Origin of the sequence: Myroides sp. C6-3 (assembly GCF_050522425.1) — a bacterium.
GTDB lineage: Bacteria > Bacteroidota > Bacteroidia > Flavobacteriales > Flavobacteriaceae > Flavobacterium.
Genome location: NZ_JBMVQP010000026.1, coordinates 39,668 through 53,672, shown reverse-complemented (window position 1 = coordinate 53,672; position 14,005 = coordinate 39,668). Strand labels below are relative to the sequence as shown.

General features: G+C 38.4%; 6 protein-coding genes and 1 pseudogene. 2 read left to right on the top strand and 5 right to left on the bottom strand.

From position 1 onward, the window contains the following. The 5 genes and pseudogenes from ACPDG9_RS11565 to ACPDG9_RS11545 form a co-directional block, all read right to left on the bottom strand. Positions 1-590, bottom strand: a pseudogene (locus tag ACPDG9_RS11565) (hypothetical protein); the annotation flags it as partial. 196 nt (positions 591-786) lie between these two features. After that, positions 787-2,328 carry a hypothetical protein gene (locus ACPDG9_RS11560; protein WP_430527900.1) on the bottom strand — a complete coding sequence of 514 codons (1,542 nt, stop codon included), beginning with the start codon at positions 2,326-2,328 and terminating at the stop codon, positions 787-789. A gap of 4 nt (positions 2,329-2,332) precedes the next feature. Further along, positions 2,333-3,571 (bottom strand): hypothetical protein, encoded by a 1,239-nt coding sequence (locus ACPDG9_RS11555; RefSeq protein ID WP_430527899.1) that lies wholly within the window; start codon positions 3,569-3,571, stop codon positions 2,333-2,335. Between the two features lie 90 nt (positions 3,572-3,661). Beyond that, positions 3,662-7,642 carry a PAAR-like protein gene (locus ACPDG9_RS11550; RefSeq protein WP_430527898.1) on the bottom strand — a complete coding sequence of 1,327 codons (3,981 nt, stop codon included), beginning with the start codon at positions 7,640-7,642 and terminating at the stop codon, positions 3,662-3,664. Positions 7,643-8,455: 813 nt separating this feature from the next. Then, complete coding sequence (locus tag ACPDG9_RS11545; protein WP_430527902.1) at positions 8,456-9,517, bottom strand: endonuclease/exonuclease/phosphatase family protein; 1,062 nt, start codon at positions 9,515-9,517, stop codon at positions 8,456-8,458. Positions 9,518-9,642: 125 nt separating this feature from the next. Here ACPDG9_RS11545 and ACPDG9_RS11540 point away from each other — a divergent pair, with 125 nt between their 5' ends. After that, positions 9,643-12,462 (top strand): carboxypeptidase-like regulatory domain-containing protein, encoded by a 2,820-nt coding sequence (locus tag ACPDG9_RS11540; RefSeq protein ID WP_430527897.1) that lies wholly within the window; start codon positions 9,643-9,645, stop codon positions 12,460-12,462. A gap of 12 nt (positions 12,463-12,474) precedes the next feature. Then, positions 12,475-13,968, top strand: coding sequence for a DUF5689 domain-containing protein (locus ACPDG9_RS11535; RefSeq protein ID WP_430527896.1), 1,494 nt, complete (start codon positions 12,475-12,477; stop codon positions 13,966-13,968). Positions 13,969-14,005 lie beyond the last annotated feature (37 nt).

The following is a 14,005-nucleotide window of genomic DNA, read 5'->3' as shown; positions in this document are numbered from 1 at the left end:
TTTTCATCCTCTTTATCCGTATTAAAAGAATAGCTATCATCTTCATGAATAAAAATAAAGGAATCTAAAGGTACAGAAGCAAGCACTATTCTGTTTTTTAAATCAAAAAATAGATTCTTCGTAATCGCAGGAGATACATACATTCCAGCTTCCTCCTCTAGTGTGCTTTTTTTTCTATCCATTAACTCTCCGTGATATACAATATAGCGGTCGCTAATCTTCCCATAGCTGAGACAGTTACAGTCTATAGGGAATATACTTTTTAACCTTTTCAGAAATTCATTTTCCGATAGTTGTATATAGCCATTTTTCTTATATTCATGTAGCATCAAATCTGAAATCAGATCTAAGTCTACTTGTGCCAAATTATAAGCTCCGTCATCTTCATCACTATATGATCTGTCTTTCTGTAATTCAAACTGCTTTTTCAACAAAGAGACATTCACAATGTCTGACAACTCCGCGATATTATTCTTTTTTACTTGTTCCATTACACTCTCTTCTTGTGGTTGTTTTTGCAAGTCATTCTCTGCTTTTTTACATCCTAAAAACAGCACTAGAAATAACAAACTGAGATTTACTATTTTCATCTTTACTAATTGGTTTTATTTTTAGATTCTCTTTCTACTGATATTCCGAAAGACGAACCAATTATGAGTTCTAAAACTCACCACCTAACTTGTTTAGTTCTTCACTTTTCTTCCTTCACTCATCTTGGCGTTGTTACGTGCTATTCGTGCATTATAGGCTGATACTAAAAAAGCTCAACTTCCGCTGAGCCTCTAGTTACCACATCCCATGCTCCATACGCATCTCTTCGATCATCTCCGGATAATCACTATAGCCGAAATACTTATGTTTCTTCAAATAAGCGAGCAATTCGGTTCTGCTTTCTGGTAGATACAATTGAGAATATAACGCACTATAATGGCTTAAGCCTGGAGATAAAGCCGCTATATCCGGATTCTTGTCATAGATTTTCTGACTGTAATAGCACAAATGTGCGATTAGAAACATGCGGATATCTTTCGTTAATTTTTCATCTATCTGTCTGTTATCCGAAAAAAACATATTGTAATAGTCTATCGTTTCTTTACTGTTAATGTTAGCTATAAATTCCTGTATAATAAAAGGATACAGATAATCTTCTTTCCCATTAGTAAGAGTAACAAACTGCTCTAGTAACTTCTTATTGATCAAAAACTTCTTATCAAATCCTCGATAGGTACCAAAAAAAGAATGTGGATTAGCGAAGAGACTTCCGCCATTTGTTTCTGCACTTGTATAATCATCCTCAAAATACCTAAACCTTGTTTTGATATCGTATTTCAGATCGCGTTCATACATCGTCTTTACATCGTCTATATAAAACTGCGTTAATCGATCATCTCCATAGTATCCATATCGCTCATAGAGCATGGTCAAATAGGTAGGATCATTCAAATACAGCCAGTTAAGACTTATCTTACTTTTATTAAACAAATAATCGTTTTGATAGTAAATACTTTCTCTAAATACGAATTCCCAATTTGTAGTATTATACATATCCTCTTCTGTTTTAATAGTATCCTCATCAATATTAGATTGTACAGGATTTTCTACATAATACATACTTGCAGGAAATTCATTAAAATCAAGATAACCAGAAGCATATAAAAATGAAAAACCCTTCACGCCAAAAACATAATGCGGAATTTCTAAAAGGTCGTCGTCATACAAGCTAACCGCATAATCATCGTCTAATTTGAGGATTCCCCCTGTTCGAGAAAAGCCAAGTATATACGAATTGACAACCATAGGGTATCCATTCACTACCGTACCATCATACTGAAACACTTCTTTCAAGCGCTGGGTGTAAACTTCTGTTGAGGGAAATCTAAAATGTTTTGCTATCAACCAACTCTTTAAAACTTCAAAGACGTTATCCATATTATGAAAGTAATTATACCCAACATACTCAATACCCACATCCTCACCTCCATCTCGCACCATTCGTTCTTTACGTACTTCTGAAACTTTTTGTTTGATATGTTTTTTTAACATAGCGTATAACTCCTCTTTATTGACAAAATCAATCGTATCTAGATTGATTCTTATGTTTTTTGCGTTCATATTATTAACACTGTGGATTTCGATTTGTCTTGCCTTTCTTTCTTGTTCAATGACTGCCAACACACTATCTCTTTGTTGTTGAATATTAGCTTGCTTTATTTCCGTCTTTTCTTGGATACTCTCTTGCGGAAGTGTAAAACGCTCTGTAGAACTAGTATCTTTTCCTTGGCAACTGAATAACGCCAGTAGCCCAATGAATAAAATTAGTATTCTCATATTTTTATTGCCTTTGTTCTATTATCATTAAATTGTAATCCAACCCTCTCACATGGAGATGGTCATCGTGACCTTGCATAGTTTTACAATGGTTAAGTAAGAATTTATCATCTCCTTTATATGAAAACATCATTGAAAACATTTGATTTTTACCTCTTGCAAATCCATAGCGATGCAGGGCTTCATTAAATTCTATTTGTTTTTCTACTTCGGAATTTTTTACCAACAATCCTCCTCTATGTAGGTTTCTATTTTTAGGCACATAGCCTAAATCACATATCCCACCATTCAAATGTTCTTTACTCGGATCGGGATATCCCTTATAACTACTAGCGCCATTAAATGAAACATAATCGCAATTCATATAGCACATGGCGCCTAATAAGGGAGCCAAAAAATCAGGATTAATACTATAACGTTTATACGTTGTGGATCGATCTTCTCTAAACTTCACGACTAATCTATCTACTCCATCTCCTCCTTCATCATATCCTGTAAACTGCATAATATCCTCTATCATCTCAATCCTATCATTTGGATCCGAAGTATATACTCTTCCTTTTGCATCTACTTTTCCAGTGTATGATACTTTCGGAATAATTTTCACTCTTAATACACATAGTTCATGACGTTTATTGTTTTTATCGATATACACATACTTTCTATAGTCTGGACTCTTATTATTTCCTTCTTTCGGAATGATTTTTTTTATATATCGATCAGTTTCAAGCGCATGATAATACATTTCATACGTAATAATTTCTACATCTGAAACACTACTTGGAATAATCCATTTATGAGCGGTACAATCAGGAACAAAGAAAGCTGCAGAAGCCTTATTCTTGTAGGCGTTTGTCTTCTTGGTATACGAACCATCTGATGTATTATTTCCTATCGCTGACCACACTTCCAAAGCTTCTGCATCTGTATCACTTTCTCCATTACGAGGTAATTTATGAATTAACCAATTCAACTTCTTCATTGCAAAATATCCCATACCTGTCAATGTACCTATCTCTAAGTTATCTCTAACCTTAATGCTTCCTGACTTTGTCATAATATCTGACGTAATATCAGTATTAATAACGTCCTTTATTTCCCTTTGAACGTTATCATAAACATCTCTACCCGTAATTTGTATCAATCCACTACCGCGATAATTTACTCCGTCATCTTCACTGGTATTGCCATTTGTATCTTTGTAAATAAAACCAGCGATTGCCTTGGATTTATCTTGCCTCACTCCTTCAAAAGAATCAAAATAAACTACTTTGTCCCAAAGGGCTTTCGTTTTGAAGATGCGATTTTCATAGCCCTTTTTATCATCTTCTGTTTATATATATAATACCGTGCCGTTCCTGTTTACAGTTGCATACCAATCGTGCTTTTGGTAATTGCTATCTCCTGACTGAGCGATGTAAACATCGGATTGCCAAACCTTCTTCTTAGCTTCCGCACTATACACCATACTACCACTAAAAAAAGTTGATGGGAAATTTCGTAAAAGACTTAATCTCGAATAGTATAAATCTTCTTCGGTTGAATGATAGCGCCCTAGTATAGAAGTTCCTGCTTCTACAGAAGCTGCGGCAAAGAAGTAGGCCTTCTTTCTACATGTATCTAAGGAAAAATACTCCATAAACTTTGTATAAGCTTCTGCCACTTGTTGTAATGTTTCAGGTGTGGCATCGGGAAAAATAGGCTTTAACTGCGCTGGTGTAACCGCTGCTCTACAATTCGGACATCCAACGTGATTCGTAGATGCCACTTGTGCAGACCCACTTTCCACCTTCACCGGTACCCGCTTTTTATTTCGATTCTGTACCTCATTGTATATCGGATTAACCGCGAGTTTTAGCTGTTGAAAGTAGTTCTTCACGCCTTTTCTTCCTTCGCCCATCTTGGCGTTGTTGCGTGCTATTCGAGCGTTATAGGCTGATAGCGTTTGTATCTCCTGATCGATTGCCTTGATTTCACGATCCAATTGTTCGTAAATTTGAATAAAAGGAGCATATTTTTTTCTGAACTCATCACCTCTATCATTCATTCCTTCTATAGCATTTGCCATATACTCCTGATTGAGTTCTTGCTTGCGTTTCTTTTCCGCTTTCTTTTTCTTTAAATTTGCAATATACTGGGCTTTATCCTCCTCCTCTAATTCAATAATACTACTGTCATTTTGGCTTTTAACTCCCAAGTTTTCTGGATACATCACCCTAAATCTAAGTTTACTGCTATCGCTATACGTATACCTTTTTTGGGCGGGTTGTCCCTTCAAGCGATTAAACGCTTCTTGATCTTCTTTCTTCCATGTATATAGGATAAAATAAAACAACCGAGGATTTTTCTCATTGCCTTTATCTTGCACATGAGTAGATGATCCATACGCAGCACTAGAGGTAGGAAGTTGAATATAGTTGACAATTTCCGTTTCATGGGCTACTATATTGTAACACTCAATTAATTTATCGTCTCCTTTTTTATTCTCATAAAGGTGGAGTTCGTAAATCGTCTGATCTATTTCATTTTCAAATCCTTTATAGAGGTGAAGGGCAATAAAAGTCTGATCGGTATACTGAACAATAGCAGCTAACTCTTTCTTATCCTTATCGACAAATTTCCCAACACCATGTGGTTGCTCAGCCAAAATAGCATAGGTACCAGAAGCTATACTCTGATTGGGAAATACATGCCCTTTTCGAAATTCACTATGGTATACTTCTTCATTTTGATTCTCACAAGGCACTTCTACCTCAGAAAGGGTAAAATAAAAATTGAAAATTTCTTCTTTTGCCTGTTTGTTGTGAGCTACTTCTATTAAATTCTTCCAAAAATCAGTACCTTCTCCTATCGTTCTATTTATTACCCCTTTGCTGTCAAAAGTAACTTCTTGACTATAAATTAAGTGATGTCGCTCTTTTTCGATGGTTTCTTCTACCTTAAGGTACTTTAAGATTCTTCCTCCGTTTGTACGATTGTCCCACCAAATATGGAGCTTTCCTTTTTTGTTGGCCCATCCCTCTACCGTTGCAGCGATACCAAAGTTTTGTTTATATCCGATACGCGCTGTTTTGTGTTTGCCATCGTGAAAAAACCACTGTTTTATACGTCCCTTACTGCTGTTTAAAACGACCTCAACGGGAGTGTCATCACCCAACTGAACGTTCAAGAAATACATCCCTTCACTGCACAAAGTCAAGTCTAAGGTAGCTGTGCTTGCAGTAAAGTAAACAGGAGTACTCCCTATTTTTTTTGTTCTCTCCCTGCTTAGTTTTATTTCGCCTTCAGTTTGATTAGCACCTTTACCCAAATACGATAAGCTATAGAGCAACAAGGGGTCTTTTTTACTTTTATTTGCATTAATATAAGCTAGGGCTTCTTCTTTGGAGGCATGGAAATTCAGTACACTTGAGTTCGAAATAGGGACTACAGCCTCATAAACATAATCTAAAGGTGTACCGATACGAACTACAGCGCGCTGATGGACAAAGACAGTATAATTCTTTCCTTCTTCTTTTGCCACAGCATGTTGTACCGTTATGCTTTCTATTTTATTATCAATTACTTCAATCTGCTTCTGTACCTCCTCTAGGTCAAAAAAAAGGCGACTTCCATACAGGCATTGTAGGGTATACTTTCCTAACTCTCTAAAAACAAATACTCCTGTCTCCCCCACTTTTTCCTCTCCATACGTTCTTCCATGAGGACTGCGGATTCTCCATTTTATTTTAGTCGTATCTACTGTATTTCTATTCTTTAAAATTGCCTGATAACTAGCTTGGGTTCCGCGACGAATACGTCCTTCCACATGTTGAATATCAATCACTTTGTTTTCTAACACTTCCATAGATTGACGAAACGCCGTCAATTCTTGTCCGTCTTGTAGTACTTTAATCGTAAACAAACCAGAATTTACACAGGTAAACTTCGCCTCTAATTTATTGGCAGTCTGTGTATAGCGTTTAATGTCCACCAGTGATTCAATAGAAGAATCTCGATAACTATACAGTGTAGATTCCTCCCCCGTTATTGCTACTGATGCTATTGCTATAGTCAGACTACTCAACGTTGTTGAGGATAAAGGAAGGTTGCTAGTCACGGTAATTGTTACCTCATTTCCAATGAAAATCTCCTGATTGACTCCCTTTACACTAAGGGCAGTGATACTCGCTTGATCTACTACTTCAATATAACAATACTGGTCTTTATAGTAAGCCCATTCCCTACCTGCTTCCTTCTCACGGGAACTTGCATCTACAATATAGCGTCCGCTTTTGGCAAAGGCGAAACCAAACGGATTAGTGACTCGTTTAAAGGCTTTATACACAACTTTATCTTGGTCAACAACTTGTAATTTATAGGTCTTTGACGAAGAACTTTTCGCCTCTGTGAATACCTCTTCCGAGAGAATTTCAGTAACCCCCCAACTAATATTCTCTCCTCTTCTTTTGTTTTTATCCGCTGTATTGACGCTTACAGTTGCTCTAAAATCGACAAACTGACCTTTCAACACATAGAAAGCGCGCGTATTACCTTCGCTATAAGGGGTTAGGACAACATCCTCACTTAGTGTACAGGTTAGTTGGGACACATCACTAACATATTCTTCTGGGTATTTTTGTTCTTCTGATGGGAGTTCTTCATAACTCAGCAAGGCATTGATCGCACTCATATCAACAAAAGCATCCTCTACTTCTTGTACGTCCTCATCGTCTACGTCAACCGTTTGACCATGGGTCATAATTGTCAATGTCCCCCCTATGGCACAACTCAATGTTCCTAGTTCCGTGAGAATATCCTTACCTCCTACTTCTGGAAATTTGGCATTATTAGGCACTTTCCACTTCCCTTGGGGAGCATAGGTACACGTTTTATCATTGCCCTTTTTATGACTACAGGTAATAAAGGGGGAAACTCCTTCTTTAAACATTACATCTTCAACCGTAGCAATAGGCTTGTCTGCTTCTTGATCATTGATGTAGTACTTCTTATGGGTAGTAACCACTAAAGTTCCCTTAGCTGAGGGATTCCCATCACAGGTACAAGTAGCTCCTTTACAAACCACATATTGTGCTGCTATCGTTTCATTAGCGATATCATTTTCTCGCTTTTCTTCTTGAGTTTGCTCTACACTTGACATAACAGCATCACAGTGATCCTGATCCATTTGAGTGGTATCATTTAGTTCTTCTACCGAGATGATGAGACTTTCTCTTGCTTGTGTAGTAGTAGGTTCTCCTGAACCAACTGCTACCTGCTTGTTCGGAGGATCTTGTTCAATTGGGCCGACTGTTATTTGATTATCCTTTTTCATAGTCCGTTCTTTCGTATAGCTATAGCTAGCCTACTTTATTTTTTTATTATCATAAAAGCGGTAGTGCGTATCACATTTTTCCCTTGCTTGTAACGCTCGTTTCGAACGAGCTTAACAAGTTCTCGATCGCTATTATACACACTATTACAGTACTCTTCGCTATTCAACTCTTCCTCTACTTTTAGCTTCCACCTCGCTTTTAAGTATTCTAATTCAGCTGCGGTTTTCTTTCCAATTTCTTGTATTGTTCTCCCATTTTTTGTTTGTTCTATCTGATAGCTACAATGAGAACTCCCTACTTTTGTATAGGCGCCAGTAGTATCGTTTTTGATATACTCTCCTAGATTGTGCTTAATCCAGTGATAAAAAAACGGGTCCTGTTCAATTTTTTAACCCACTTAGCTCGTGCTTTTTATTTTCTAATTTATACAATGGCAGTAAATCACCCCAAACGTATAAACTATCAAGTAATTAAAAAAGGATTTTATCAAAAAAACAGAGATTAAAACAAACATACCTTGTTAAAAAAAGTTATTTAATTAATCAAATCACATAAAATGTATTTTAAAGACATCAATGTTCGCAATTTGAATTATTTCTAACAATTAGTTTTTCACAAGCTTAGTTAGAACAGCCAAACGATTACAAAATAGCGGTATACAGATTAGCTTGTTAACTACTCCCCACAAGAATTAAACCGAAATTCAGCTATTTTAGGTTTAAGCTGTGGTTTGTCAAAGCCGTATCCAGAAATATTCGATTTTTGACCAAAAATAGTTTCGTTTGAGCCTTTACCAGCTCCTTCGCCAAGGGCTACCATTGACGTAAAAGAAGCACATATACGGGAAAGTGATCGCTAAACCCCGGCTCATTGGTGGTATTCCGCAAGGGATACCCTTGATATTGCCCTGTAGTTTGTATCATAAAGGGCTTTTGAAAAATTTGAGCTTTCCAATAGCACCAAGAAGAATAGTCCTTCCCTAAAAAAGCTTCTGTCAGAATGAGGTGATCAAAAATATCCCAATGATCTCGATACGCTAAAGTACCATAACCGTTTTTGGCCATTTTATCCATGGGATTAAACAGTCCTTGAGGTTGTACCTTAGTTCGATCTCCCTCCGTTTGCAGTATCTTCTTTACACTCGTGTTGAATGGTCCATCGTTTAGATCTCCCATAGTAATGATTTTCGCCTGAGGATTTATTCTTTGTAAGGAGTCGATGATCTTTCTGTTCAAAGCGGCAGCTGCTTCCCTGTTCACACTACTTAATTTCTCACCTCCAACTCTAGAAGGCCAGTGATTCACTATAAAATGAACTTCTTCCCCCTCCAATAGCCCCGAAACCAATAGCTGATCCCGGGTATATATTCTCCTTTGAGCGGAACTATCTTTTGCCTTTTGTCTTTGATCATAAAGGTAAAGGGTGTGCTTTGTGCTTTGAAGTAAGACAAAATGTTTTCTCGCGTATAACAGTCCAACATCAATCCCTCTCCTATCCGGAGAGTCGAAGTGAACAATACCGTAATCACCCCGTTGTAAACTAGACTGTTGAACTAAATCTTCTAACACTTGGCGATTTTCAACTTCAGCCACACCAATAATTGATGGCAGTACGGGATTTTCCTCTCTGCCAATCTGTGATAAAACTCGGGCTACATTCATTAGTTTCTGTTGGTATTTCTTTTGATTCCATGCTCTTGCTCCTTGTGGCGTCCATTCTTCATCTCTATTTATTGGATCCTTAACGGTATCAAACAAATTTTCGCAATTGTAAAAAGCGATCGTCCGCACTTGATATTGTTTCTCCTGTGCAAAAACAGTTTCTCTTGCTATTAATCCTACAAGTACAATTAATAATTTCAAACAATAATTCATCATTTCATTCATTTTTATAATTTTTACTTAAAATAATAGATTTAAATTAAACAATAATTCAATAAAAAATTAACTTTATAAGAAATAAATCAATTTTAACTCCCTTTAATTCATCTATTATGCTTATGAAGTACTTTATACTTGCCTTACTTGTAGCCTTACTTCCTTCCTTTCTCTATTCGCAGGAAGAAGAAAAAATCACGGGAAAGGTACTTGATGCCAAAACGCGTCAGCCTTTGCAGGCTGTGGTAGCGCGCATAATAGGCACGCATCAATTTACCCTAACCGATAAAGAGGGAGCCTTTACTCTACACCCTTCAGCCCCAGGAAAATGGGAGATTGGATTTTCTTCTCCCGCCCACACCACTAAGCGATATGCCGTTGAAATTAGCGCACTAGAATCCCTCGATTTAGGTCATCTATTGCTCGAAGAAGATTGGATTTCCGCGGAACAATTGGGATTAATTACACTAACAGAAGAAGATTTAGAGGAGGACGAATCTCCTGCGATAGGTAGTGCTCGTTTCCTACAGGCAACTAAAGATCCTTTTCAGCAAGCCGCCGCTTATGCTTGGGGACAAAGCCAATTCCGCATTCGAGGGCTAGACAACGCTTATGGCAAGTTACTTCTCAATGGGGTAGTAATGAACAAAATACAAAATCATCGTCCGCAATGGAGCAATTGGGGAGGGTTAAATGAAGTAACGAGAAATCAACTTTTTTATCAAGGCTCCTCAGCAGCTGCGGAATCGTTTGGTGGTATTTGGGGTACACAGACTATCCAAACCCAAGCCTCAAGCTTGAGAAAAGGAACGCGAGTAGGTTTTGCGGGTTCAACTACTTCATACCTTTGGAAACCATTTTTTAGCTATGCCTCGGGCTTAACCCCAAGGAATTGGGCCTATTCTTTTTCGGGTTCTTATCGCGGAGCTAAAGCGGGGTATTGGCAAGGAACGAACTACGATGCCTTGTCGTTTTTTATCGGCATTGAAAAGAAAATCTCCGATAAACACAGCCTAAATTTCTCTGGTATTTATGCTAAAAACAAACGCGCTAAAAACAGTGCTAATACCCAAGAGCAGACCAAGCTGAAAGGAGTGACCTACAATTCCTATTGGGGTTGGCAAAACGGGGAAAAGCGAAATGCCCGTTACCAGAACATTGAAGAACCTCTAGTTACCTTGACGCACAGTTGGGCGATAAAGGAACAGACAAAACTAACGACAACCCTTGGTTATCAATGGGGATATCAAGGACAAAGCCGATTGGACTACCAAGACAATCTAAATCCAGATCCCGCCTACTACAAAAATTTACCTAGCTATTACCTCACTCAAATAGACAAAGCCTATTGGTCAATGACTAGGGAGGAATTTGAGATGCTTCCTAATGAAGATGCTTTTAAACAGGCTACTTTGGCCAATTTACAGCAAGCTGAGCAAGTTGGAACGGCCTTCCAACAACAGGGTCAACTCCATTGGCAAGAAATTTACAACAGCAATAGCCTTTTTAATGGGCAAAGTAAAATTGTATTATACGAGGATCGACAACAAGATCAAACACGCACGTTTACAACTAATTTTCAAACGACTTTTTCAACTAACATCACCTTCTATGCTGGAGTAAACTATCGTCATTTACAATCTTCAAACTTCAAAAAGCTCATAGATCTACTAGGAGGAACACACTATATGGATATTGATTCTTTTCAAGCCAAAGAATTACAAGACAGCAATGTACTCCACCCTAATCGCAGCATTGTCGTTGGTGATCACTACGGACACAACTATAAACTTTTCGCAACAACAGTTGATGCTTTCAGTCAATTTGTCTTTCGATACAATCGATTGGAGTTCTATTTCGCGGAAAATATTTCCTTTAGTCAGTATCAACGGGAGGGATTATACAAAAATCCACACTACCCTACACAATCCTACGGACCAAGCGAACGAGTAGATTTCAATACACTAGGCATTAAAGGAGGTTTCACGTATTATGTATCAGGTAAACACTTATTTCAAGCTCAAGCTATGTACTACAATCAAGCGCCTTCTATTCAAAATTCATTTGCCAACATTCGAATTAGCAACGCAGTAATCCCTCAGTTAAAAGCTGCCAACATCTTTAGTTTAGAGGGCAGCTATCGCTTTCGATCGCCTACTTTTCAAGGGAGGGTAACGGGTTATTTAGCAGAGATACAAAACGATACACAGCTTAACTTTTTTTACACAGAAGGCATTGCCATTTCTGAGGCTAAAGGAAACTTGGTTTCCGAGCGAATCACCAACAGCAATAGACGTCATAGGGGAGTAGAACTAGGTGCGGCCTATGCGTTAACTTCAACGGTCAACCTATCTGCTGCTGCTGCACTGGGGCAGTCTTCGTACACGAACAATCCCAATGTACATTACGATGCGATCGATACCGCTCAACCGGTAGACTTAGGTCAGGCTCTTTTGGCGAATTACAAGGTGTCTAATGGACCACAAACAGCACTATCTCTGGGTATAACCTACCGAGCTCCTACTTTTTGGTTTATTGGAGCCACAATCAATTACCTAGCAGATGCTTTTGTTCGCATAGCGCCAATCAAGAGGACTCAACATTTTATTCGCGATCCAGAACAAAGGGGACGCCCGTTTGAAGGATTAACCACGGCTCACTTACGTCAGCTTCTCCAACAAGAGCGATTGCCTGCCTATAGTCTCGTATCTCTTTCTGCAGGTAAATCTTGGCGCCTCTTTAATCGCTCCACCTTCGGTTTTTTCGCTTCTATACAAAATGTATTCAATACGACCTATCGCACTGGAGGATTTGAACAAGCCAGAAATGCCACTTACGCACAAGAACAAAAACACACAAGTGGAGCGCATACTGTATTTGGCACGAAATACTGGTACGGCTATGGTCGAAACTTCTTTATTCAGATTTACTATACCATCTAATCCCCACCTTTCATGAAAAAAAACTATACAATCCTAGGCAATTTCTTATTCATTCTGCTTTTTACTAACTGTGCGAAAAACGACAATTTTACTGTCCCTTCGCTCACTTGTATTGATCCTGTACGTCAGGTCAATACTACCATAGATGAGGTGTCCAAACGCATTGACGATAAGATTCGCCCCTATCCTGGTTCGAAAACCGATGCATTAACAGCTATTGTTATTTCAAGTGATCAAGGCGGAAATTTTTACAACAAACTTTACGTAGTAGAGGAACAAACGCAAACCCCTGCCATCATCAACTTAGAAATGGCAGCATCGTTTACCTCTTTTCCTCCGGGTACCAAACTCCTACTCCAATTGGGAAACCTGTATTGTACCAATAGCTATGGCAAATTAAACTTTGGTGGTGGTATATACACTGCTTCTAGTGGCAAACAATACATTGGAAGCATTGCTAAAAACGCTATTGTACAATGCATTGAAACCTATTGTAATCCTGTATCCGATTTTACAGTATACAACCACCTTCTCTCGCTAGAAGAGCTCAAACAAAACACAGCACAACACGTTGGCCAATTGCTTACCCTAGAAAACGTACAGTTTGACCCAAGTCAAATTGGCAAAAAGCTATACGATCCACTTGATGTAGATCTGCAAGGATATACCCTGAGAAAGGTAAAAGATGCCAAGGGAAACACCTGCTATATTCGAACCGGAAAAATGAGCAAAGACTTTGTTGACTATGTTATTACGGCCAACAGTGGTACAATTACGGGAATTGCCGATGTATTCAGCACACAAATTCAATTTTATCCCCGTGTGTTAGAAGACCTTCAACTCGATCAACCTCCTTTGGATGGATTTTCTTCAGAAACCGAAGGCGAAACAGATACGAATCCAGGCGAAGTCGAGCCAGAGGAGATTCCAGTTGAACCAGGTCCTATAGTAGCTTTCCCCGGTTCCGACTTTGAGCAATGGGATCATTTTATCGCTTCTATTGGCAAAACAGGATTAAAATTTGCCACGCAGGCGATCGGTTTGGGATGGGAGCAGTCCACAGGATTGGCTTTTCAAGGTTCTCCGACTAAAACAGATTATGCCTTTATCGCTTCATCAGTACAGGTTCCTCCACAAGCCACTGCACTTTCTTTTTTATTGAAAGGAACGGCTAGTCAGCGATCACTCTCCATCAACGTCTACAACGATATGGGCCATTTTATTGCCTATAATTTGGAGGATGTCCAAAAGAGTAAAACTGTACTTCCTACCCCACATACCAATCAACAGGGCAACGTCAATCAATACAAAGGAACCATTAACACCCAAGGCGAATGGATTAAAATCATCCTTCCTTTAGGTGATTTTGCCTACAATCAATCGGGAAAAGGTCCACTGCTGTCTATCCGTTTTGGAGGAAAAACCGCAACGATTTCCAGTGATTACGATTTGATGCTCGATGAGATTCGGTTTGAGATTCACGCTGATACTGTGCAAGTTGATTAACCTATCAATTAATAAAAGGATATCGTTTCAAACGAAG